Consider the following 22204-nt stretch of genomic DNA (forward strand, 5'->3'; position numbering starts at 1 on the left):
CATAACGGGTCTTCGACAAATATCGGTTGCGTTTAGTTTGCGCTTACTATAGCGGATGTTTACGATGGGCTTTGTGCATAATGCCGTCCTGCAGTCGATGCTCTTCCAGATGTTGCCAGTTTTCCTCACTGTCATAGCCTTTATCAGCATAGACGGTGGTACCTTATAAAAAATGCTGTCAGGTTTAACTTGTTCGCGAATAATGGGTAATAAAGTTTCTATTTCAGTATTTGATGCAGTAACAATGTGAACCTTACCATTTTGCTTCAAAAGCCTGAATACGGCGACTTTACTGGTAGCAGCATAACAGTATTTGCCTTTATGTTTTCCCCAAATAACTTTCATCAACTTCTACTTCTCTGTCAAACATTTCCAAAAGCAGATTGCTTTAATAGATAAGTAGATGTAAGTAATGAAAATAATAGGCAGGGGTATTTTTATTAATACGGACTAACTCTGTTTGTCTTTCTTGCAGTTACAACTGCAACAAATAGCTCAGTTAATTTATTTTGTTTATAACTACTTAGACGACATTTTTGAATACAGATAATTTGGGCTTAATTTGAACTTCCCTAGTTATCTAAGACAGCACCTTATATTTTAATCAAAATCATCTTTACTATCAGTTAAGGCTTGAAATTCCATAGGTTCGATCCAATATAGCAAAAACAAAACTATTCTGAGTGCATCATAACCCCACATAATTCGTTATGTACTAAAAAATTTATGGAGATTGACTATGGCTGACTACAAAAGCGATTACTTAAATTCTGTTCTGGAAAGTTACAGAATGAAACATATTGAAGAGCTAATCAACACATATCGCACTAAACGAGATGAGATTAAGCAATTTTTAAATGAACAATACGGTAGTAAAATTTATGACCCATTTAACTCTGGTTCGTATAAAAAACACACGGCCATTAATACCAAGTTTGATTTGGATTTGGTTGTACCATTTAAACATAATGCTTTTTCAACATTAGAAAAAATGTTTGAAGATGTTTTGGAAAAACTAACAGAAAAGTATAAAGATGAAACTACTGTAAAGAAACAAGGAGTTTCTATAGGTTTAACTTTTGATGAAGAAGATGAAATTAATATTGATGTTGTTCCTGCGAGAGAGACAAGTCAAGATTCATTTCCAGTAGAAAAAAAACTTAAATTTACATAAAACACAAAGTGATGGATATCTTAAAACCAATATTCATGCTCAAATTGAACACATTAAAGCCAAAGAAAATGAAAGAAAAGTTATTCGCTTGCTAAAAATATGGAAAGCTTGTCATCAATATAAATACAAGTCTTTTTTTATTGAACTATTGGTAATTAAGGCTTATGAAAAATCATCTCCACAGGGTAACTTATGGGAACAATTTAAAACCGTTTTAAATTATATTATTGATAATATTCAAAGCGAAAATTTTACACTCAAAGACCCTGGCAACAACAATAACGATTTGGCATTATCGCTAGATGATATTGAGAAAAATATGTTGGTTTTCAGATTAAAATCTATGTTAGAACAAATTGAATCAAATGAAAAGGAAATAGAGTTTTATCTTCCATTAAATAAAAAATTTGCCGAAGATAATAAAGATGAGAATAAGGCTTATGGTCTTAAAAGCTCAGTTTTAATTTCAACACCACCAGTTTCACAAAGATTTGGTTGATATGAAATTTTCGCAAATTGAATTAGAGCAAGCTATTCAATCCATTCCGTACATTCAAAATTTATCTGCTCTTCATTTTTCACAAGAACAGGTAAGTTTTGACATTACTTTTGATTTTGAAGAATTAGATAAACCTATTGATTTTAATATTATCATTGATCAAGCCTACCCATTAAAAATCAGTGATAGTGAGTCCATTCGCTTTTATCTAAAAGACGATGAGTATAAACAATTTAGCCATGTAATGTTGAACAATGCAATTTGTTTTCATAATCAACACTGTATTACTTTTCACAAAAAGTTACAGCAGGATTTTCACGCAATTAAACAATGGATTGTTAAATATGTTATTAACCAAGAAAAAGATGAGCATTATGAACATCTAATCACAGAAAATTGTACTTATAAAGAGACATATTTTTCGTTTCAATTTACAGATGTTGATGAATCATTTTCTCAAAATGAGATTGGTATTGTTACCAACACTTTCTTAACAAAATCAAAATATCAAGGTAAGGATATACACAATTATTTAGTACAATCTTTTACGCATAATATTACCCAGAAAAATTGCCAATGGTCATCGTTTTACTCAAGCAAGGAAAACAACTTATTAGGAATTTATATCTTTATTGAAGATAAACCCTCAATTTATGACAGATTTTCATTTTCAAATTGGCAAGAATTTAAATCCCTATTTAACCAAGAAATGTTAAGTGAGATTTGGAGAATTACTCTTACCATTCAACAAGAGCATATACCTATTTTTATTGGATATAATACAAAAAATCAGAACATTCACTGGCAAGTTGCGATGATTGATTTGAAAGACCAATTTTTCAAAAATACGCAAGGAATATATGAACTTTGCGATAAGAAAATAAATTGGGTTATTTCAAAAAATTCATCCTATCATTATTTTTTCGGACGAGGTGCGTTTCATCCAAATCTAACTGATAAAAAAGTGCTTATTATTGGGCTAGGAGCGATTGGAAGCCAAGTTGCTAAGACACTTGTGCGTGGTGGTTGTAAGAATATTACCATTGCTGATTATGATGTTAAAGAGCCAGAGAATATTTGCCGTTCAGAATATAACTTTCTTCCACCTTATACCAATAAAACAGATGAATTAGCAGGTATTTTATGGCGTATATCTCCTTTTGTTGAGTTGAGTTCCATTCGTCATTTAGCAACAGAATATATTAAATTTGATCTTCCATCAGAATATCTTAATTTTTTATCAGAGCAATTTTCAGAATTTAATTATATTTTTGATTGTTCTACCGATGATGATTTAATGTATCTTACAGGCAAGTTAAATTTAACCAGCACTATATTGAATTTATCTATAACAAATCACGCAAAAGCGTTGGTGTGTGGTGTTTCACCCAATCATTACCGCTTTGTTAGACATCAGTTTGATAATATTTTAGAGAATGATACTTTAGATTTATATAATCCTATTGGCTGTTGGAATCCAACTTTTAAAGCATCGTATAATGATATTGCCATTATGGTTCAACTATCATTAAAAACAATTAACTTAATGATTCAAGAGAATAGTTATCAAAATTTTACTATTCAATATGATGATAATCTCAATTTAAAGGTTGAGAGGTTTTAATGATTGTGAGAAAACACAAAAATCTTCAATTATGTTTTGAATACCAGCTCATTGAACTTATGGCAAAAAAAGCAATTCATCATTATCCAAACGAATATGGTGGGTTTCTTTTAGGTTATTACTCTGATGATTTTACTAAGTTGTATATTAAAGATTTTTTGTTGGTCGATAAATATACTAACTCTCCGGTAGAATTTAGGCGTGAACTGAATGTAAAAATTCATAATTTTGAAAAAATATTTCAGGAAACTGGTTTATATTATATAGGTGAATGGCATAGTCATCCCAATGCATCAGCGTGGTATAGTTTAACGGATTTGCAAGCAATGAATAATATTGCTTCTTGTAATACAGTTCAGCTGAATAATCCTGTTTTGCTTATTTTAAGTATTTCTAACAATAAATTGTTGGATTTTAATTTCTTTATTTTTGATAAAGGTAGGTTGGTTGTTTATGAATAATGTTGATTTATCAGCCTTGTTTCGTGGCATGCAAGGGCAAATGCAAAGCCAATTAAGTACTAATCGTGAATTTATTCATCATCCGGGGTCAAAAGGCGATGCCTTAGAAAATGCTTGGATTGAATGGTTGCAAAATTATTTGCCGAATCGTTATAGTGTAGATAAGGCAATTGTTATTGATTATCATGGGAATACTAGTGATCAAATTGATATTGTTATTTATGATAATTGGTTTACACCATTTATTTTTAATCAAAATGGTTTTAAATACATTCCAGCCGAAGGCGTTTATGCGGTTTTTGAAGTCAAACCTGATATTCAGGGAACGGTTGGCAATATTAATTACATTCAGTATGCAGGTCAAAAAATTGCCAGTGTCAGAAAATTAGACCGCACATCAACATCTATGATTAATTCTGGGCAAAAACTACCTGCTCGCCCATTAACAAAGATTATTGGTGGGATTTTAACCACAACCAATTCTTTTACACATACTAACAATGATACCATTCAAAAGCATATCAACTCTTTAACTGATTTAGAGGGGATTGATTTGGGTTGTATTGTGGATTATGGTAGCTTCTTTGTGCAATATCAAGGGGAAGAAGATACCAATGAGAGAATAGATTTTAGCAAACGCATTCATGATTATTATCATAATCGAACTTTTCAATCATTAGTATTTAGTCAGCCTGAAAATTCATTAATCACTTTCTTTATGCAATTAACCCGTTATTTGCAACAAGCAATTGGAACAGTGCCTGCTATTGATTTACAAGCATATATGAATACGATTGGGGAAGAAATTGATAGTGAAATTTAGGCTAAATTTCTCTATTATTACCAGTTTTTTCTTTATAAAAGATTATTTTAAATAAAAACGCTATTTCTAATTCTGAAAATAGTATTTGTATAAACCGAATCGCTTCTTCAAACTTCTCATATTGGTCATAAAGATATATATTAAATTAGAATTTTGTATACGCTCGTAAGCAATGTTAATGTTGCTTTTAATTTAGTTTGGTCGGGGTTAGTAGCATTTTGATTATGGTGGTATTTGACTTACTCTTGCTGTATTTTTTAGAAATTAGTAATTATCGGTATTTTAAATTCAACAACTATTTCAAAGAAAAGTAGAACAGGTGGAGTGTGCCAAAAAACAGTTAATTGATGAAACATCATCTTTGGGAATAATATCTCTATATTTTTACTTTCTACTGAGACTTAAGTTTTTAGATATTAGCATAGTTATGTGCTTGTTATTTAATGTTATGCCCACTGTTTTAATTCTCAAAAGAAGGAGTAGTGGTAGAGTATATTGATGCATTTATTACTTATATCTAGGCATTTATTATCAGGTTGGATAATGATTAATGTAATATATAGAAACGACCCTTCTGATTTTTGAATACTATTAAGGCCGTCTGAAAAATATACTTTCAGACGGCCTTTGATTGATTGTGTCTACGTTTTTAAGATTTTCCGGCTTTATCTCCGATTTTGCTTTCTTTGCCTTGAATCAGGTTTTGAATATTGCTTTTATGGCGGTATAACACCAATGCGGCAATGAATACAGTTGCCCATGCCCAAGAGGCGTGTGGCATCATGAAGAAGGCGAAGATGGGTGCGCAGATGGTGGCAACCAGTGCGGCGAGTGAGGATACTTTGAAACCGAATGCCATGACTAGCCAAACCAATGTGCAGAGTAGGGCGGTTGCGGGGGAGAGGGCAAGTAAGACGCCTAATGCGGTGGCTACGCCTTTGCCGCCTTTAAAATTGAAAAATATTGGCCACATATGACCGACCAATGCGGCGATGGCAATCAGGGCTATCGTTGCATCTGACAAATTTAAAGCATTTTGCAGACAGCGTGCCAAGATGACGGCAATCAAGCCTTTTACTGCATCGCCGAGCAGGGTCAGTGCGGCCGCTTTTTTCTTACCGGTGCGCAAGACGTTGGTGGCACCGGGGTTGCCGGAGCCGTAAGTGCGCGGATCGTCCATGCCGTAATATTTTGATACGATGACGGCAAAAGACAGGGAGCCGATAAGATAGGCGGCAATAATGGCGAGTACATTGAACATTTTGGGTGCTTTACTTAAAATGGGAATGGTTATTCTATCAAAAAAACGGACAGGCAAATGGATAAAATCTTTTTGTACGGCATGAAAGCCGATACTTTAATCGGCGTATATGATTGGGAACGCGAGCGTAAACAGACTTTGATTTTGGATTTGGAAATCAGTGTTCCAGAGCGTACCGGCACGAGCGACGATATCGGCGACACTATCCATTATGGCGAAGTATGCGAAGTCGTACGCCGCAGCCTTGCCGAACAGGATTTTTTACTGCTGGAAACTTTGGCGGAACATATCGCCCAATTGATTTTAAATGATTTTGGTGCGGCCAAAGTGCGCGTCCGTATTGTGAAACCCGGTATCTTGCCTGATGTGGCGCAGGTTGGTATTGAAATTGAACGCACTCGGGAATAGGGTTTATCTATGCCGTCTGAAAAGGATTTCAGACGGCCTTTAATATTTAATAATTTGGAAATGAGGTAAAAAATGGATTTGAAAGAAACTAAATTAAGCAGCGAGCTAATCTATGAAGGTTCTTTTGTTACCATCAGCCGCGATCGGGTGCGCCTGTCCAACGGCAATGAAAGCCAACGGGTTGTGATCCGCCATCCGGGTGCTGCGTGTGTGTTGGCGGAAACGGAAGACGGCAAAGTTGTTTTGGTTCGCCAATGGCGTTATGCCGCCGATCAGGCGACTTTGGAATTGCCGGCGGGTAAATTGGATATTGCAGGCGAAGATCCTGCCGAATGCGCTTTGCGTGAGTTGGCGGAAGAAACGCCATACGTTGCCGACAGTGTTAAGTTGTTGTACAGCTTTTACACGGCAGTCGGTTTTTGTGATGAGAAAATGTATCTCTACCAAGCGCAAGGCGTGCGTTTGGGCAGCGAGTTGAGCAATGATGAAGATGAAATTACTGAAACCGTCTTGATGAGCAAGGAAGAGGTGCGCGCTGCATTGGCAAACGATGAAATCAAAGATGGTAAGACTTTGATTGGTTTGCAGTATTGGTTGACTCAAAATTGATATGTTAAGATACAAACAATGCCGTCTGAAAAAGCTTTCAGACGGCATTGTTTTATTTTGTAGCCGGATTTTAACCTAATAAAGCCGGTGCAAACCGTGTGATCGTATCGCGCAAAACGATAAGTTTGCCATGGAAGAAGTGGGACGAGCCGGCAATGGTTACAACTGGCAGGCCTTGTGGTTCTGCCCAGGTCAGGGCTTTGTTGATTTCGACGACTTCGTCTTCCGCGCCATGAATCATCAATGTTTTGGCGACGTCGGGAACGTCCGATGGTTCCGGGCGATCGGTGTAGTGATGGACGGCTGCGCCCATCAGTAACAGCAAATCAGGTGTGCGTTCTTGGGCGGCAAAGGTGGAAACGTAGCCGCCGAATGAGAAGCCGGCCAGGGCGAATTGCGGTGCGTCTGGATGTTGCGCGCGGGCGTAGTCGATAACGGCAATGCAGTCTTGCGTTTCGCCGCGGCCGTAGTCGTGTTCGCCTTCGCTATTGCCTACGCCGCGCAAATTAGGCAGGTAGCAATGGAAGCCGAGTTGCGATAAGGCTTTAGCGGCGGTTTGGATGACTTTGTTGGTGTTGGTGCCGCCTTGCAGGGGATTGGGATGGTTGATGACGGCGATGCCGCGGGCGGACTCTTGTGTGCTTGACAGGTAGATGGTTTCCAGCAAACCGGCCGGGCCGGGGATTTGAATGATGTCGGGTTTGAGCATGAGTGTGTCCTTGTTTGTTTTTTCAGACGGCCTGAAACGGTTTACAGATAAAAATTCTTGCCGTTGTTTTGATTGTTGGCTTTCAAATCAGCAAGCATCCGTTTGAAGTCCAAGCCGTATTTTTCGCTTAATTTTTCGGCGCGTTTTTTTAAGTTGTCGAGATTTTGTTCTTTGGGGCTGCTTTGGAACGCCATGACCGCTACGTTGCCGTGGCTCTCGGCCGGCAGCTCGAGTACGCGGCCGTCAAAGACGTTGAGAAGGCGTTCGACAAAACGTTGATAACGCTGGTCGCCGCTCCACCAGTTGGTCACAAATACGCCGTCGGGAGAGAGGGCGTTGCGGCAGTCTTCGAAGAAGGGTTCTTCCACCAAAGCATCGATAATCTGTTCGCCGTCAAAACCATCTACCAAAATCACATCGGTATTGTGGCGGAACACTTTAATATATTCCGCGCCATCTGCCTCGATAATTTCAAAATGTTCGCCTTCATGCGGCAATTCAAACAGGCTGCGCGCCACGGCGATGACTTGCGGATTGATGTCAATGGCGGTTTGCTTGGTATCGGGCAGGTAGCTGTCTATCCAACGGGCAAACGAGCCGCCGCCCAAGCCGATTTGGGTGATGTATTTGGGCGGGGTTTCTGCAAACAGCAGCCAACCCATCATGGCGCGGCTGTATGACAACACCAGCTCGGACGGATGATCGACATTCATGGAACTTTGAATGGTGTCGCTGCCCAAGTGCAGGGAACGGATATTGCCTTCTTCGGAAATGCCGACTTCGGGCAGATGGGATTTGGCAGGGCGCAGGCGGCGGTAAGGATGGCGGGGTGGCATGGGTGCAGATGAAAGATATAAAAGGCGTTATTTTAACAGAAACCATGATGTTTTGCGCTGGGGCGGTTTTCAGACGGCCTTTGTGTGTGTCGGATGGAAAGACAAGGTGTGTATTTAATTTTCTTTAAAATCATTGGTTTTTATAATTTCGTGAGTAACTTTGTTTTAAAATGCTTGCCAAGATGGGAACTTATCGGCATAATGCCGACTTCCTTGCCGGTATAGCTCAGTTGGTAGAGCACCTGACTTGTAATCAGGGGGTCCCGAGTTCGACTCTTGGTGCCGGCACCAGTTAAAGACTGATTGTGCCGCAAGGCATTTCAGTAAGCCGGTATAGCTCAGTTGGTAGAGCACCTGACTTGTAATCAGGGGGTCCCGAGTTCGACTCTTGGTGCCGGCACCAATTAAAAGCCCGATTGTGAAAGCAGTCGGGCTTTTTGCTTATGCTTTGATATTTTAAAAGCAGACCTTATAATACCGCGTTTCCATTTATAACAAAGGGCTGCCCACCGGGCAGAACACACAACACCATGATTACCGTAAACACTTTGCAAAAAATGAAAGCAGAGGGCGAGAAAATCGCCATGCTGACCGCTTATGAATCCAGCTTTGCCGCGCTGATGGACAATGCCGGCGTAGATGTATTGCTGGTCGGCGATTCTTTGGGCATGGCGGTGCAAGGTCGTCAGTCTACTTTGCCGGTGAGCTTGCAGGATATGTGCTACCACACTAAATGCGTGGCTCGCGGCACTCAAAATGCCATGATTGTCAGCGACTTGCCGTTTGGTGCATATCAGCAGAGCAAAGAGCAGGCATTTGCGGCGGCGGCCGAATTGATGGCGGCCGGCGCGCATATGGTCAAACTCGAAGGCGGCGTCTGGATGGCGGAGACCACTGAATTTCTGCAAATGCGCGGCATTCCTGTTTGCGCGCACATCGGCCTGACCCCGCAATCCGTGTTTGCATTCGGCGGCTATAAAGTTCAAGGCCGCGGCGACAAGGCGGAAGCGTTACTCAACGACGCCAAAGCGCATGATGCGGCAGGTGCGGCAATCGTATTGATGGAGTGCGTTCCTGCGGAATTGGCGAAAAAAGTGACTGAGACCGTTTCTTGCCCGACCATCGGTATTGGCGCAGGCGTGGATTGCGACGGTCAGGTTTTGGTGATGCACGATATGCTCGGCATTTTCCCCGGTAAAACCGCCAAATTCGTGAAGAACTTTATGCAGGGTAAAGACAGCGTTCAAGCTGCGGTCAAAGCCTATGTGGACGAAGTCAAAGCAAAAACGTTCCCATCTGTCGAACATACGTTTGCCGGATAAAATAAACTCCAGGCCGTCTGAAACTTATTTCAGACGGCCTTTTTAATGAATAAAAGCGTATAATCGGCGCGTGATTTCCGTTGATGAAACGGCGGAAAAGATAAAGGATTTTTCAAACCATGCAAATCATTCATACGATTAAAGAATTGCGCGAGTGGCGCAAAACTGCCGGAAAAGTGGCATTTGTGCCGACTATGGGCAATCTGCACGAAGGCCATCTTGCGCTGGTGCGCGAAGCGAAAAAACGTGCCGATAACGTTGTGGTCAGTATTTTTGTCAACCGCCTGCAATTCGGACAAGGCGAAGATTTTGACAAATATCCGCGCACTTTGCAGCAAGATGCCGACAAATTGGCAGGCGAGGGTGTTGCCGTCTTGTTCGCGCCTGATGAAAAAGAGCTGTATCCGAATGTGGAACAGCGTTTCAATGTCGAGCCTCCGCACCTGCAAAACGAATTGTGCGGCAAATTCCGCCCGGGCCATTTCCGCGGTGTTGCGACCGTTGTAACCAAATTGTTCAACATTGTTCAACCCGATACCGCCTGTTTCGGCAAAAAAGACTATCAGCAGCTGGCGATTATCAAAGGCTTTGTCGAAGACTTAAATTTCAATATCGAAATCGTCCCGGTCGATACCGGCCGCGCTTCAGACGGCCTGGCACTTTCCAGCCGCAACCAATATTTGAGCGAAGCAGAGCGCGCAGAAGCGCCCCGCCTCTATCAAGAGTTGCAAAACATTGCCGCCGCCCTGAGAAACGGCAATCTGGATTACGCCCAGCTTGAGGCTGAATGTATCCGCCGTTTGAGCGATGCCGGCTGGGTGGTTGATTACGTTGAAATCCGCCATGCACACAGCTTGGCAGTAGCTCATGTCGGCGATAAAGAATTGGTGGTGCTTGCCGCCGCTCGTTTGGGTACCACGCGCCTGATTGATAATTTGGAAGTGGCTTTGGTTTAAAACCAAGCTGCTGTTAAAGGCCGTCTGAAACCTGTTTTTCAGACGGCCTTTTGTTACAATAACGCTTTTGCGTTTCTAAGGTTTTTCCATGTCCAAACCCACTGTTTCCCCGATGATGCAGCAGTATCTCTACATCAAATCGCAACACGCCGACAAGCTGGTGTTTTACCGCATGGGCGATTTTTACGAGCTGTTTTTGGATGACGCGGTGGAAGCGGCGAAGCTGTTGGACATCACCCTGACCACGCGCGGGCAGATGGACGGCGTGCCAATTAAGATGGCGGGCGTGCCGTTTCACGCGGCGGAGCAGTATTTGGCGCGGCTGGTGAAGATGGGCAAAAGCGTGGCGGTGTGCGAGCAGGTGGGTGAAGTCGGCGCGGGCAAAGGGCCGGTGGAGCGCAAAGTCGTGCGCATCGTAACGCCCGGCACGCTGACCGACGCGGCGTTTTTGGAAGACAAGGAAACCAACCGCATCGCGGCGGTGAACGCGGATAAAAAACACGTCGCCATCGCGTGGGCATCTTTGCAAAGCGGCGAATTCAAAACCAAGCTGACGACGGCGGACAAACTCGCCGACGAGCTGGCGCGTTTGCAGGCGGCGGAAATCCTGTTGCCCGAAGGCAAAAGCCTGCCTGATGGTTTTCAGACGACCTCTGCCAACATCACGCGCCTGAACTCGTGGCAGTTTGCCGCCGACGCGGGCGCGAAATTGTTGACCGAATACTTCGGCTGCCAAGACCTGCACGGCTTCGGTTTGGACGGCAAAGAACACGAAGCCGCCGTCGGCGCGGCGGGCGCGCTGTTGAACTACATCCGCCTGACGCAAAACCTGATGCCGCAACACCTCGACGGCATTTCGCTCGAAACCGACAGCCAATATATCGGCATGGACGCTGCCACGCGCCGCAATCTCGAAATCACGCAAACCCTCTCCGGCAAAAAATCGCCGACCCTGTTTTCCATACTCGACGGCTGCGCTACCCACATGGGCAGCCGCCTCTTGGCACTTTGGCTGCACCATCCCTTACGCAGCCGCGCCCACATCCGCGCCCGCCAAGAAGCTGTTGCCGCGCTGGGTTCGCAATATGAAACCCTGCAAGGCCGTCTGAAAAACATCGCGGACATCGAACGCATCGCCGCCCGCATCGCCGTCGGCAACGCCCGCCCGCGTGACCTCGCCGCCCTGCGCGACAGCCTGTTTGCCCTGTCCGAAATCGAATTGTCCGCCGAGGGCAGCAGTCTCTTAGAAACCCTCAAAGCCGTTTTCCCCGAAACCCTGCCCGTCGCCGAAACCCTCAAAGCCGCTGTGATGCCCGAACCTGCCGTCTGGCTTAAAGACGGCGGCGTCATCAACCAAGGCTATTCGGCAGAACTGGACGAGTTGCGCCACATCCAAAACCACGGCGACGAATTCCTGCTCGAGCTTGAAGCGCGTGAACGCGAACGCACCGGCCTCTCCACCCTCAAAGTCGAGTTCAACCGCGTCCACGGCTTCTACATCGAGCTATCCAAAGTCCAAGCCGAACAAGCGCCTGCCGACTACCAACGCCGCCAGACCCTGAAAAACGCTGAACGCTTCATCACCCCCGAACTCAAAACCTTCGAAGATAAGGTCCTGACCGCGCAAGAGCAGGCATTGGCATTGGAAAAACGCCTGTTTGAAGCCCTGCTGAAAGAAGTTCAGACGGCCTTGCCGCAGCTTCAAAAAGCCGCCAAAGCCGCCGCTGCGCTGGACGTACTCTCCACCTTCGCCGCCACCGCCGCCGAACGCGGCTTCGTCTGCCCAGAGTTCGCCGACTACCCCGTCATCCATATCGAAAACGGCCGCCATCCCGTCGTCGAGCAACAAGTGCGCCACTTCACCGCCAACCACACCCGCCTCGACCACAAACACCGCCTCATGCTCCTGACCGGCCCCAACATGGGCGGCAAATCCACCTACATGCGCCAAGTCGCCCACATCGTCCTCATGGCGCACACCGGCAGCTTCGTGCCTGCCGATTCAGCTCAAATCGGCCCCATCGACCAAATCTTCACCCGCATCGGCGCCTCCGACGACCTCGCCTCCAACCGTTCCACCTTCATGGTCGAAATGAGCGAAACCGCCTACATCCTCCACCACGCCACCGAGCAATCCCTCGTTCTCATGGACGAAGTCGGTCGCGGAACTTCGACTTTTGACGGCCTCGCCCTTGCCCAAGCCATCGCCGAACATTTGCTGCAAAAAAACAAATCCTTCAGCCTCTTCGCCACCCACTATTTCGAGCTGACCCGCCTGCCCGAAGCCCACGCAACGGCAGTCAATATGCACCTTTCCGCACTCGAACAAGGACAAGACATCGTCTTCCTCCACCACATCGAGCCCGGCCCCGCCAGCAAAAGCTACGGTATCGCCGTCGCCAAACTCGCTGGCCTGCCCAACCGCGCCCTCAAAGCCGCCCAAAAACATCTGGACGAACTCGAAGCCCAAGCTGCCGCCAACCGTCCGCAGTTGGATATTTTCAGCGCCATGCCGTCTGAAAATAGGGAAGATGAGGAAGGGAAAGCACAAGAAGTTGAACCTATTGATAATTTGCAGACCAATGAATTGGCTGAAGCTTTGGCGCAAATCCAGCCAGACAACCTCACGCCGCGCGAAGCCTTGGATGCCTTGTATCGCTTGAAAGAAATTTGCAACAAGGTGTCGTAAATAACTCAAAGGCCGTCTGAAACAGGAGAAACATATAATGAGTTTTGCTGACATTACCGTGGTGGGTATTACCGGCGCAGATTCTTATACCGAGGGCACGATGTACGCCGTTGCCCGCAGTTGCGCCGAATTGCCCGGAAGCCGTGGATTGCTAATCAGCCCAAGCCGTCCGCAAGGTTTGCCGGAAAATATCCGACATCAGCCTTGCCGGCCATTCGGTTATCTGGAATACAATCTGTTCGTTTTGTACCAACTGATGTATTACATCGATACTGATTATTGTTTGATTGTTCAAAATGACGGCTGGGTGTTGAACGGCCAAAACTGGCAGGATGCCTATCGGGAATATGACTATATTGGCGCACCTTTGCCGATTTTGTTGGAAACCGAAGCCGACGGGCAGTTTTTCCTGAAGGGAACCGACCAATATTTGGCCAAACAACATCTGATTCAGACTTCTCCGAATTTTGACGAGCCTCAGAACGGCGGTTTCAGCCTGCGTAGCAGACGGCTTTTAACCATGCCGCGACAACTGGACTTAAATGTAGAAATTCGACCGCCTTTGCCGCCGAAAGACGAAAAGATTGCCGATATGGAATGGCTGGTACGGCTGCACCACGAAGATATGTTTTTGACGGCGCAACACCGTTATAGATTGCAGGACTTAGGTTTGAAATTCGCGCCTCCGAATATTGCTACGCAATTTTCTTCAGAAGTACCGTTTATCAATCGAATGAGGAATGTCCCTTTAGAGCGCGTCTTTGGGGCGCACTGGATGGGAAGTGTGGTCTTGACCGGCTGCAACCGTATCCGTTTTACCCAATTAAATGGTGATGAGTTGGAAACATTCTCCCGTTTTTTTAGAAATTTGGGTTATGAATTAGAATAAATGAAGGCCGTCTGAAAGTTCAGACGGCCTTTTTTAATGGTTGTTAATGATGATGGTGGGCATGGCGTGCGGCTGCGCGTTTGGTGCCGACAGGCACAATCAGCGTTGCGTAAGTATTATCTTTCTGACATACGCTTTTATCGCCGTAATCGGTCTCGTTCACGACTTTGATTTTCCACAAACCGTCAATCAGCGTAATTACATTGACCACGCCGTTTTTATCGGTTTTGCCGGAGAAGCCTTGAGGCTCGCGGTGGTCATGGGTTGATTCCAAGTCCATTTCCGCCAAAGTGTCCGAGCTGGCGGTAACGGTGGCTTTAACCAAAGGCTCGCCTTTGTACAGGACTTTGACCGGCAAAATACCGCCGGCTTTGACTTCGTTCGGATTTTTCAGCGGAACCAGTTCCAGCTCTTGGCCGATAGGGCGGGTCAATACAGCTTCATCAACTGCGCCGTTGCCCACTTGGACAAAGCTCTTGCCGAACATTTGCGATTGTTCGCAATAGGTGGCACCGGCCAGCTGTTTCAAGGTTTGCTGTTTCCAGCCGTCTTGGTTTTTCGACCAGAAAGTCGGTTGGTAGGTCGCGCTGACCCAGTAGGAGCCTGCGGGCAGGGCGGCTTTGGAAACGTATTGATAGTTTTCGCCCTTATTCACCAAATCAACGGTTTTCTTTGAGCTGTCGGTCAATTGCAGCGGTTTGAAAATATGCACGCGGTCGTCGGCGATTTTTTCGACATTGGGGAAGTCGTGGCTGTAACCCAAATCCGCATACAGGATTTTGCCGGCAGGCTGATGTGCCGGTGCGGCCACCCAAACATCGTGCGCCTGCGCCGCTGCGCCTAATCCCAGCAATCCTAAAAGCATCCACTGTTTCATCGTTTCTACACTCCATCTTTCTATTATTGAACAAAACGCCTAATGATTCGGCGAATACGAACGGTACTCTTTTTTATTAACTTTGTAAATAATATGGTTTAGATTTTATAGTTATAAATAATTATTTTTTGATTTCAGACGGCCTCGGTTTATATAACCAAAACTGATAAACCCAAAAGCAAACATTATTTCCCGTTTGCCTCCGAACCCGATAAAGTATCGCCATACTTTTAATAGGAGCCGACCATGAATATCCGTACCCTTTCTTTTGCCGCATTGACCGCCGCGCTGGCGTTGAGTGCCTGCTCTCCCAAAAACGAACAGTCTGCCGACAATGCCGCTTCCGCAGGCAAGGGCGGTAATGTGAAGCTGTTGAACGTCTCTTATGATGTCGCACGAGATTTTTATAAAGAATACAATCCTTTGTTTGTTAAAGAATATGCTGCGAAAAACGGCGGTGCAACGGTTGAAGTCCAACAGTCGCACGGCGGCTCCAGCAAGCAGGCTTTGGCTGTCGCCAATGGTTTGGCTGCCGATGTGGTGACCATGAACCAGACTTCCGATATCGAGCTTTTGGTGAAAAAAGGTTTGGTCAAAGCCGATTGGAACACCCGTCTGCCGGACAATGCCGTGCCTTATACCAGTAACGTCGTTTTCTTGGTACGCAAAGGCAATCCAAAACACATCCAAGACTGGGGCGATTTGGCCAAAGACGGCGTGCAAATCGTTTTGGCGAACCCGAAAACCACCGGCAACGGCCGCTACGCCTTTTTGGGTGCGTACGGTTATGGTTTGAAAGTGAATAACGGCGATGAAGGCAAAACCAAAGATTTTGTGGCCGCATTGCTGAAAAACACGCCTGTATTTGAAAACGGCGGTCGCGCGGCAACGACGACCTTCAGTCAACGCAATATCGGCGATGTCTTGGTTACCTTTGAAAATGAGGCCAACTACGTCAGCAAAAAGCTGACCCAAGACCAGTTTGAAATCGTCTATCCGAGCTACACCATTCTTTCCGAAGCGCCGGTTGCCGTCGTGGACAGCGTAGTCGACAAAAAAGGCACACGCTCCGCTGCCGAAGCCTATCTGCAAAACCTCTGGAGCGAACCGGCTCAAGAGTTGGCCGCCAATCTTTATCTGCGTCCGCGCAATGCCGAAGTATTGGCGAAACACAAAGCCGATTTCCCCGATATTGAAACCTTTAATCCGAATGAGAAATTTGGCCCGTGGGAAGTAATCATGAAAAAATTCTTTGCCGACGGCGGATTGTTTGACCAACTTTCCAGTAAAAAATAAGGCTTAAACATAGAGGCCGTCTGAAACTTCAGACGGCCTTTTGCTACAATAAGCCTTTTTCTTATCCACCTTTTCCCATGTCCCAACGCAAAATCATCCATATCGATATGGACGCATTCTACGCTTCGGTAGAACTGCGCGAGCAGCCGCACCTGAAAGGGCTGCCTGTCGTTGTGGCGTGGGACGGTACGCGGTCGGTCATTTGTGCCGCTTCTTATGAGGCGCGCAAATTCGGTTTGCACTCAGCCATGTCGGTGGCAACGGCGAAAAGGCTGTGTCCGCAGGCGGTGTTTGTGCCGCCGCATTTCGATTTGTACCGTCAAGTGTCGGCGCAGATTCATGCCGTGTTTCGGCGTTATACCGATTTGATCGAGCCTTTGTCTTTGGACGAGGCCTATTTGGATGTTACCCGAAATTTTGGAAATATCCCGTACGCCAGCGAGGTGGCCAAACGTATTCGTGCTGAAATTTTTGAAGAAACCGGTTTGACAGCCTCCGCGGGCATCGCGCCCAATAAGTTTTTAGCCAAAATCGCTTCCGACTGGCGCAAACCGAACGGGCAGTTTGTGCTGCCACCGCAAAAAATCATGGCGTTTTTGGAGAGTCTGCCGTTGGGTAAGATTCCCGGTGTTGGCAAGGTCACGCTGAAAAAGATGAATGCCCTCGGTATGCAAACTGCCGGCGATTTGCGCCGTTTTGAGCGCGGCGAACTTTTAAACCATTTCGGCCGCTACGGTTACCGCCTTTATGATTTGGCACGCGGTATCGACGAGCGGCCGGTCAAAGCCGAACGCGAACGCCTGCAAATCTCAACCGAAATCACTTTGCCCGAAGATTTGTCTTTGGCGCAGGCTTCAAGCCATTTGCCGCACCTTGCCGAAGACCTCTGGCGGCAAATCGAACGCAAAAACGTCGAAGCCAAAGGCGTTACCCTCAAACTCAAAACTCACGATTTCCGCATTATTACGCGTTCGCTGACGTATTCTTCCGTCCTTCCCGACAGCGCCTCGCTGCTTCAGGCGGCGCATACTTTGCTGCAACGCATACCGTCGCAACGCGAAGACGCCTTCCGCCTGATCGGTATCGGCGTGAGCCATTTGCTGCCGAAAAACCAGCAGCAGACGCTTTGGTTATAAAGAAATAGAAAAGCATTCTTTCCGTTTGAAGATAGGGCGCAGGACAATATCGTTCCATAACCATATCGACAGCCGTTTCAACAGGCCGTCTGAAAATTATTAGGAACAACCAGCCATGTCTTTATTCCGTCCACAACTCTGGAAAATCCCCGAAATCAGCGATGACGAACGCCGCCGCCTGCCTGAGTTGGCGGCTGCTTTGGAGCACCGTTTGCAAGACATTGCCGCTCGCTATCCGCAAGCCGTGTTCGCATCCAGCCTTGCGGTTGAAGATATGGTCATTACCGATGCCGTGTGCCGTCTGAAACTGCCCATCCGTATCATCACGCTCAATACGGGCAAACTCAATCCCGAAACCGCCGCGCTGATTGCCGAAACCAATGCGCGCTATCAAACCGAATTGGAAGTGTTTTATCCCAACCAGCAAACCGCCGATGAATTTGAAGCGGAATTCGGCACAACCGCCATGTACGACAGCGTCGAGTTGCGCCGCCGTTGCTGCCATATCCGCAAAATCGAACCGCTCAACCGCGCTTTGTATAATGCGCCGGCATGGCTGACCGGACAACGCCGCAGCCAGTCGGAAACGCGCAGCGAATTGAATTTTGAAGAGCTGGATACGGGCCGCAACATTGCCAAATTCAATCCTATTTTCGATTGGGAAGAGCAGGACGTTTGGGCATATGCTGACGAGCACCAAGTTCCGCTCAATGCGCTTTATCATCAAGGCTATCCCAGCATTGGGTGCGAACCCTGCACGCGTCCGGTCAAGCTGGGCGAAAATATCCGCGCCGGACGATGGTGGTGGGAGAGTAAAGACAGTAAGGAATGCGGTTTGCACAAATAATCAAAGGCCGTCTGAAAACGTTTCAGACGGCCTTTTTGACGGTTTAACAAAATGATTTATCAAGAATTTGTGTTTCGTTCAACGAAAGTGGAAAGCAGGGCGGTATCGATGTCCCATTTCCAAATGCCTTGATCCGAGCCGTCCATGCCGCGCAGGAAGAGGTAGCGGATGGCGATTTTGGGCAACGGCTTGCCGCGCAGGGCATAGTAGCGCGCAATGGCAACGGCGTAGATCAGGGCTTGCAGGTAGTAGTGATGATGCGCCACGGCTTCGTTCATCGCCTGTTGCGTGTATGCGCTTGCATCGTTGCCCAAATGGTTGGATTTGTAGTCGATTAAAACGACATTGCCGTCTGAATCTTGGCAAACCATATCGATAAAGCCGTTTAAATAGCCTTGCAAATCATGGAAATCAAGCAGTTGCGCGGCTTGGACGCATTCGGGCGGCAGGTTTGCTTCGCTTGAGGCAAACCAACGACGCAAGTCGTCCAGTTTGAAATCGTCCATGTATAGGGTAAACCCCATTTCGGGCAGGCGTCGGGTCGGCGGAATCTGCGACAGGCTCTCTCCGATTAAAGGCGTAAGGCGGCAGGTATCGAGCATGGTGATTACCGTCGGCAGCCATTTGTCTTCAAAGCTATGGCGTTGCAAAACTTCGGCAATCATTTCGGATTGGCTCTCGGCAGAGGCGGCGAAATCGAGTTTTTCCAGCATTTCATGCAAACATACGCCGGCATTGGTGCCGCGGGGGAAATGGTGGATATCGAGGCCGTCTGAAAGTGGGGGCGGCAGGTTTTCAGACGGCATGGCACGGTCTGCGCTTTCTGCCGGATCGATGGCAGGTTGCAAAGGCTCGTGTTGTTCGTCGGTTGACTTGGTGTGCCGGCTCAAACCGGTAAAGCTGGTGTGGCGGATAAAGTCAAAATCGCGGCGTTTAATGCTATGTGCGCTAAAAGCTTGGTCTTGCTGGCGGCTGTATTGATAGACGGTTTCCGGCGGGGCTTCTTCCGTGAAGGCAAACTCCGTATTTTCAGGCGCGTTTTTGATAAAGCGTTGCCAGTTGGTTTTAAGCATTTCTACAACGTCTGTCGCGCTTTTATAGCTTTGGCTGACGCTCTCGCGGCCGGCATCCGACAAACCTTCGAGCAGATAGGCAAAAGGATTGTTTGGCGTACAGTTTTTGTTGGCGGCGGCGTAGATATTGAGCTGTTCTTCGGCGCGGGTAAGGGCGACATAAAGTAGGCGTAAATCTTCTGCCGTCTTTTCGTCGGCAAGATGGCTTAGTTCTGCTTCCGAGGTTTGCGATTTTGCCAGTAGCTCGGTTTCGTGGCTTTCAGTATGCAGGATTTTCCAGTTTTCTTTGGAATTGTCTTTGGTATCCCACGCGAAGGGGCAGTACACCAAAGGATATTGCAAACCTTTCGACGCGTGCATGGTAACGATTTTGACCAGTTTTTCGTCGCTTTCAAGACGGATGGTTTGCGCGTCTGATGGGAAATGGCCGCTGCGTGCACGGCTGATTTGTTCGTTCAGCCATTTATGCAGGGCGGCAGGGTTGCGGCTTTGACTGTCTTCTTCGGCCAAAAGCTCCAGAATTTGGTAGTAGTTGGTCAGGCTGCGCTCGTTGCCGCCTTTGAGCAGGCGTGTTTCGATGTCATGTAGGGCGGCAAACTGCTGCACGGCGGCAAAAATGCCGCCTTTCCGCCATTTTTCCATGGCTTGGGCAGATGACTCTAGCCATTTCAGCAGCTGGTGTTCGTTATGGTTGAGTTCGTAAATCTCTTTGGCGGTATAGCCGAATAAAACGCCGGTCAAGACAAAGCGCAGCCAGTCGGTTTGCCTTGGGTTGAGCCAAAAGCCGATCAGCGCGGACAGCGAATCTGCCTCGGCGGAATCGAAAACGGACTGGCGCGACAGCAACACGCTTTGGATACGGCGCTGTTTCAGTTTACCGGCAATCATCGCCGCTTCGTTGTTGGTGCGCACCAAAACCGCAATATCGCCGGACTCCAGCGCGCGGCCTTTGAAGTTCAGACGGCCTTCGGCTGCTTCATTGAGCGCAAAGGCAATTTCATCGGCGCAATATTCGGCGGCACGGCCACGCAAAATCTCTTTGTTGGTCTGATCGTCCGTGTTGAGCCAGCGTACTTGGATGGCGGGACGGTGTGGCGACAGCCGGCTTTCGGCGCGGCTGGCGGAGACATCGCTGTAATCGATATTTTCCAAGACGAAGGGGTGTTTTTTTTGTTTGAACAAGGCGCTGATGCCGTTAATCAGCTTGGCATGGCTGCGGTAGTTGACGGCGAGGGTGTAATGCCTGTCCGCATCTTGCGCAGCTTGCAGATAGGCGTAAATGTCCGCACCGCGAAAGCTGTAAATCGCCTGCTTGGGGTCGCCAACGAGAAACAGCGGGCAGCCTTGTTCGATAAAAATTTGGCGGAAAATTTCGTATTGCAGCGGGTCGGTATCTTGGAATTCGTCAATCAGCGCGATTTCCCAGTTTGCCGCCGCCGCTTTTGCCAACGCGTTGCCGTGTTCATTGGTGGTCAATGCCTGATGGACGTCCAGCAGCAAATCGTCAAACACGCGCTCGCGGCGTGATTTTTTTTGTTCGGCAATGGACTGATTGATGTGGGAAAGGAGGTCGAGTTGCAGGCGGATGAAGACCGCTTCTTCCGCGCTTTCCATTGCCTGCAAATCACGACCGAGATTGGCCAAGGCTTGCAGCTGAATAATTTCCGGCATATCGGCATCGGTTTTATATTCTTTTTTCAGTTTGCTGTTGAGCGTGTCGATACTGAAGAGGCTTAATTTTTCTAGCGTTTGTTTGCTCAGGCGGGGCAGACGGTTGGATTCGGCGTTTGTTTTTAAATCGGTAAAAACATTTTCAAAGGTTTTTCTTTTGTAGGTTTGGCCGTTAAGTTTGGGAAAAATTGCCCAAAATGCTTTTTCCAAGTCTTCCAACTGAGCGCAAACTTTTTGCCATGTTTCTTGAAGGTTGGCTTGGGCTTCTTTCAAATCGCCTTCAGACCGTCTGAATTTCAGATAGGGGCGGCCGGTATAGCTTTTGATTTCGGCAAGCATTTCTTCGGGCGTGCATTTCCGGTCAAAAACCAATTGTGCCAATGTGGCATCGGTTGCCACTTTCTGCCGCCAAAAGTCTTGTGCAGGAATCAGCAGCCTCTCGCGCGAGTCGTCCGACAGCTCGACATCCAAAGGTGCGCCGCACAAAAACGCGTAATCGCGCAAGACGCGCTGACAGAAGCCGTGGATGGTGTAAATAGAGGAGTTGTCAAACTGGCTCAGCGCGGCTTTGAGGCGGAGAATCAGGCGATGGCAGCTTTCTTGTCCGTCTTGCTCGCCTAAAGCCAAAGGAATCAAGCGATTGAGAAAGTCATCGGGAGATTTTTTTTCTTTTTCGTAATATTTGTTCAGGCCGTCTGAAATATGTTCCAGCTTGCCGCCCAAGGTTTGGATTTCGTTCAAAACCTGCAACACTTCGTCCAAACGCGCGCGTAAACGGGTTTTCAGTTCTGCCGTCGCCGCTTTGGTAAAGGTAACGACCAGAATTTTCTCGATGTCTTTTTTTTCTAAAACAATCAGTCGGGTAAAGAGCGCGGCAATGCCGTAGGTTTTACCCGTACCGGCAGAAGCTTCGATAAGGTTGGTGCCGTCGATGGAAAGTGTGAGCGCGTCAAAAGGAAGGGCGGAAGACATGGTTGGAACGGAATAATATTAGCGAGGCATTATCATAACAGAGATAGTGTGTTGTTTTGCATTGATGATAAA

General features: G+C 46.8%; 19 protein-coding genes, 2 tRNA genes and 2 pseudogenes. 16 read left to right on the forward strand and 7 right to left on the reverse strand.

All coding sequences use genetic code 11. The features are described from left to right. Positions 1-61: 61 nt before the first annotated feature. Positions 62-163 (reverse strand): annotated as a pseudogene (locus tag HMPREF2608_RS11350) (IS5/IS1182 family transposase); the annotation flags it as partial. A 2-nt stretch (positions 164-165) separates the two neighbouring features. Beyond that, positions 166-542: pseudogene (locus HMPREF2608_RS11645) on the reverse strand (IS1595 family transposase); the annotation flags it as partial. Between the two features lie 197 nt (positions 543-739). Between HMPREF2608_RS11645 and HMPREF2608_RS11540 the strand changes: the two are divergent. From HMPREF2608_RS11540 to HMPREF2608_RS04460, 5 genes are all read left to right on the forward strand, one after another. After that, positions 740-1174, forward strand: a complete 435-nt coding sequence (locus HMPREF2608_RS11540) for a nucleotidyltransferase domain-containing protein (protein WP_210402763.1) — start codon at positions 740-742, stop codon at positions 1172-1174. 88 nt (positions 1175-1262) lie between these two features. Then, entirely contained in the window at positions 1263-1673 is a 411-nt protein-coding gene (locus HMPREF2608_RS11545; protein ID WP_210402764.1) for a hypothetical protein, read from the forward strand. A 1-nt stretch (position 1674) separates the two neighbouring features. Then, a complete protein-coding gene (locus HMPREF2608_RS04450; protein ID WP_070826113.1) occupies positions 1675-3297 on the forward strand; it encodes a ThiF family adenylyltransferase in 1623 nt (540 codons plus the stop codon). Positions 3298-3356: 59 nt separating this feature from the next. Continuing rightward, positions 3357-3758: a M67 family metallopeptidase gene (locus tag HMPREF2608_RS04455; RefSeq protein WP_210402765.1), complete on the forward strand. Its 402-nt coding sequence runs from the start codon at positions 3357-3359 to the stop codon at positions 3756-3758. Then, positions 3751-4581, forward strand: coding sequence for a DUF6602 domain-containing protein (locus HMPREF2608_RS04460; protein WP_070826115.1), 831 nt, complete (start codon positions 3751-3753; stop codon positions 4579-4581). Before HMPREF2608_RS04455 ends, HMPREF2608_RS04460 begins: the two co-directional genes overlap by 8 nt. A 649-nt stretch (positions 4582-5230) precedes the next feature. On the opposite strand, the gene plsY is transcribed toward HMPREF2608_RS04460, so the two are convergent. Beyond that, complete coding sequence (gene plsY / locus HMPREF2608_RS04465) at positions 5231-5842, reverse strand: glycerol-3-phosphate 1-O-acyltransferase PlsY (protein ID WP_070826116.1); 612 nt, start codon at positions 5840-5842, stop codon at positions 5231-5233. A 57-nt stretch (positions 5843-5899) separates the two neighbouring features. On the opposite strand from plsY, the gene folB reads away from it, so the two are divergent. After that, positions 5900-6250, forward strand: coding sequence for a dihydroneopterin aldolase (gene folB / locus HMPREF2608_RS04470; protein ID WP_063075429.1), 351 nt, complete (start codon positions 5900-5902; stop codon positions 6248-6250). Between the two features lie 72 nt (positions 6251-6322). Then, positions 6323-6859, forward strand: a complete 537-nt coding sequence (locus HMPREF2608_RS04475; protein WP_070826117.1) for an NUDIX hydrolase — start codon at positions 6323-6325, stop codon at positions 6857-6859. Between the two features lie 70 nt (positions 6860-6929). On the opposite strand, the gene HMPREF2608_RS04480 is transcribed toward HMPREF2608_RS04475, so the two are convergent. Together HMPREF2608_RS04480 and HMPREF2608_RS04485 are read right to left on the reverse strand one after the other, a co-directional pair. Next, the gene (locus tag HMPREF2608_RS04480; RefSeq protein ID WP_070826118.1) at positions 6930-7568 is read right to left on the reverse strand and encodes an alpha/beta hydrolase; all 639 of its coding nucleotides are present in this window, start codon (positions 7566-7568) and stop codon (positions 6930-6932) included. A gap of 41 nt (positions 7569-7609) precedes the next feature. Continuing rightward, positions 7610-8404, reverse strand: a complete 795-nt coding sequence (locus HMPREF2608_RS04485; RefSeq protein ID WP_070826119.1) for a polyamine aminopropyltransferase — start codon at positions 8402-8404, stop codon at positions 7610-7612. A 215-nt stretch (positions 8405-8619) separates the two neighbouring features. Between HMPREF2608_RS04485 and HMPREF2608_RS04490 the strand changes: the two genes are divergently transcribed. From HMPREF2608_RS04490 to HMPREF2608_RS04515, 6 genes are all read left to right on the forward strand, one after another. Next, a tRNA-Thr gene (locus tag HMPREF2608_RS04490) sits at positions 8620-8695 on the forward strand. Positions 8696-8731: 36 nt separating this feature from the next. Beyond that, positions 8732-8807: transfer RNA gene (locus HMPREF2608_RS04495), tRNA-Thr, on the forward strand. A gap of 127 nt (positions 8808-8934) precedes the next feature. Next, on the forward strand, positions 8935-9726 hold the full coding sequence (gene panB / locus HMPREF2608_RS04500) for a 3-methyl-2-oxobutanoate hydroxymethyltransferase (protein WP_070826120.1): 792 nt from the start codon (positions 8935-8937) through the stop codon (positions 9724-9726). 119 nt (positions 9727-9845) lie between these two features. Further along, a complete protein-coding gene (panC, locus tag HMPREF2608_RS04505; RefSeq protein ID WP_070826121.1) occupies positions 9846-10682 on the forward strand; it encodes a pantoate--beta-alanine ligase in 837 nt (278 codons plus the stop codon). Between the two features lie 88 nt (positions 10683-10770). Further along, the gene (mutS, locus tag HMPREF2608_RS04510; RefSeq protein WP_070826122.1) at positions 10771-13371 is read left to right on the forward strand and encodes a DNA mismatch repair protein MutS; all 2601 of its coding nucleotides are present in this window, start codon (positions 10771-10773) and stop codon (positions 13369-13371) included. A 37-nt stretch (positions 13372-13408) separates the two neighbouring features. Next, positions 13409-14260 (forward strand): DUF5672 family protein, encoded by an 852-nt coding sequence (locus HMPREF2608_RS04515; RefSeq protein WP_070826123.1) that lies wholly within the window; start codon positions 13409-13411, stop codon positions 14258-14260. A 43-nt stretch (positions 14261-14303) separates the two neighbouring features. Here the strand turns inward: HMPREF2608_RS04515 and HMPREF2608_RS04520 are convergent, their stop codons facing one another. Next, positions 14304-15137 carry a DUF4198 domain-containing protein gene (locus HMPREF2608_RS04520; RefSeq protein ID WP_070826124.1) on the reverse strand — a complete coding sequence of 278 codons (834 nt, stop codon included), beginning with the start codon at positions 15135-15137 and terminating at the stop codon, positions 14304-14306. 252 nt (positions 15138-15389) lie between these two features. Here HMPREF2608_RS04520 and HMPREF2608_RS04525 point away from each other — a divergent pair, with 252 nt between their 5' ends. From HMPREF2608_RS04525 to HMPREF2608_RS04535, 3 genes are all read left to right on the forward strand, one after another. Continuing rightward, positions 15390-16433, forward strand: coding sequence for a sulfate ABC transporter substrate-binding protein (locus tag HMPREF2608_RS04525; protein ID WP_210402767.1), 1044 nt, complete (start codon positions 15390-15392; stop codon positions 16431-16433). 77 nt (positions 16434-16510) lie between these two features. Beyond that, positions 16511-17569, forward strand: a complete 1059-nt coding sequence (gene dinB, locus HMPREF2608_RS04530) for a DNA polymerase IV (RefSeq protein WP_070826126.1) — start codon at positions 16511-16513, stop codon at positions 17567-17569. Positions 17570-17684: 115 nt separating this feature from the next. After that, on the forward strand, positions 17685-18416 hold the full coding sequence (locus HMPREF2608_RS04535; protein WP_070826127.1) for a phosphoadenylyl-sulfate reductase: 732 nt from the start codon (positions 17685-17687) through the stop codon (positions 18414-18416). A 59-nt stretch (positions 18417-18475) separates the two neighbouring features. Here HMPREF2608_RS04535 and recB read toward each other — a convergent pair whose 3' ends face one another. Beyond that, positions 18476-22132: an exodeoxyribonuclease V subunit beta gene (gene recB / locus HMPREF2608_RS04540; protein WP_070826128.1), complete on the reverse strand. Its 3657-nt coding sequence runs from the start codon at positions 22130-22132 to the stop codon at positions 18476-18478. Positions 22133-22204 lie beyond the last annotated feature (72 nt).

This window comes from Neisseria sp. HMSC064D07, assembly GCF_001837185.1.
GTDB lineage: Bacteria > Pseudomonadota > Gammaproteobacteria > Burkholderiales > Neisseriaceae > Neisseria > Neisseria flavescens_C.

What these genes read in the sequence shown, in the direction of transcription:
- panC (WP_070826121.1), top strand. Translation starts at nt 9,846, where the DNA reads ATGCAAATCATTCATACGATTAAAGAATTGCGCGAGTGGCGCAAAACT.
- HMPREF2608_RS04455 (WP_210402765.1), top strand. Translation starts at nt 3,357, where the DNA reads ATGGCAAAAAAAGCAATTCATCATTATCCAAACGAATATGGTGGGTTT.
- plsY (WP_070826116.1), bottom strand. Translation starts at nt 5,842, where the DNA reads ATGTTCAATGTACTCGCCATTATTGCCGCCTATCTTATCGGCTCCCTG.
- recB (WP_070826128.1), bottom strand. Translation starts at nt 22,132, where the DNA reads ATGTCTTCCGCCCTTCCTTTTGACGCGCTCACACTTTCCATCGACGGC.
- dinB (WP_070826126.1), top strand. Translation starts at nt 16,511, where the DNA reads ATGTCCCAACGCAAAATCATCCATATCGATATGGACGCATTCTACGCT.
- folB (WP_063075429.1), top strand. Translation starts at nt 5,900, where the DNA reads ATGGATAAAATCTTTTTGTACGGCATGAAAGCCGATACTTTAATCGGC.
- HMPREF2608_RS11540 (WP_210402763.1), top strand. Translation starts at nt 740, where the DNA reads ATGGCTGACTACAAAAGCGATTACTTAAATTCTGTTCTGGAAAGTTAC.
- HMPREF2608_RS04485 (WP_070826119.1), bottom strand. Translation starts at nt 8,404, where the DNA reads ATGCCACCCCGCCATCCTTACCGCCGCCTGCGCCCTGCCAAATCCCAT.
- HMPREF2608_RS04460 (WP_070826115.1), top strand. Translation starts at nt 3,751, where the DNA reads ATGAATAATGTTGATTTATCAGCCTTGTTTCGTGGCATGCAAGGGCAA.
- panB (WP_070826120.1), top strand. Translation starts at nt 8,935, where the DNA reads ATGATTACCGTAAACACTTTGCAAAAAATGAAAGCAGAGGGCGAGAAA.
- HMPREF2608_RS04535 (WP_070826127.1), top strand. Translation starts at nt 17,685, where the DNA reads ATGTCTTTATTCCGTCCACAACTCTGGAAAATCCCCGAAATCAGCGAT.
- HMPREF2608_RS04480 (WP_070826118.1), bottom strand. Translation starts at nt 7,568, where the DNA reads ATGCTCAAACCCGACATCATTCAAATCCCCGGCCCGGCCGGTTTGCTG.
- HMPREF2608_RS04515 (WP_070826123.1), top strand. Translation starts at nt 13,409, where the DNA reads ATGAGTTTTGCTGACATTACCGTGGTGGGTATTACCGGCGCAGATTCT.
- HMPREF2608_RS04520 (WP_070826124.1), bottom strand. Translation starts at nt 15,137, where the DNA reads ATGAAACAGTGGATGCTTTTAGGATTGCTGGGATTAGGCGCAGCGGCG.
- HMPREF2608_RS04475 (WP_070826117.1), top strand. Translation starts at nt 6,323, where the DNA reads ATGGATTTGAAAGAAACTAAATTAAGCAGCGAGCTAATCTATGAAGGT.
- HMPREF2608_RS04450 (WP_070826113.1), top strand. Translation starts at nt 1,675, where the DNA reads ATGAAATTTTCGCAAATTGAATTAGAGCAAGCTATTCAATCCATTCCG.
- mutS (WP_070826122.1), top strand. Translation starts at nt 10,771, where the DNA reads ATGTCCAAACCCACTGTTTCCCCGATGATGCAGCAGTATCTCTACATC.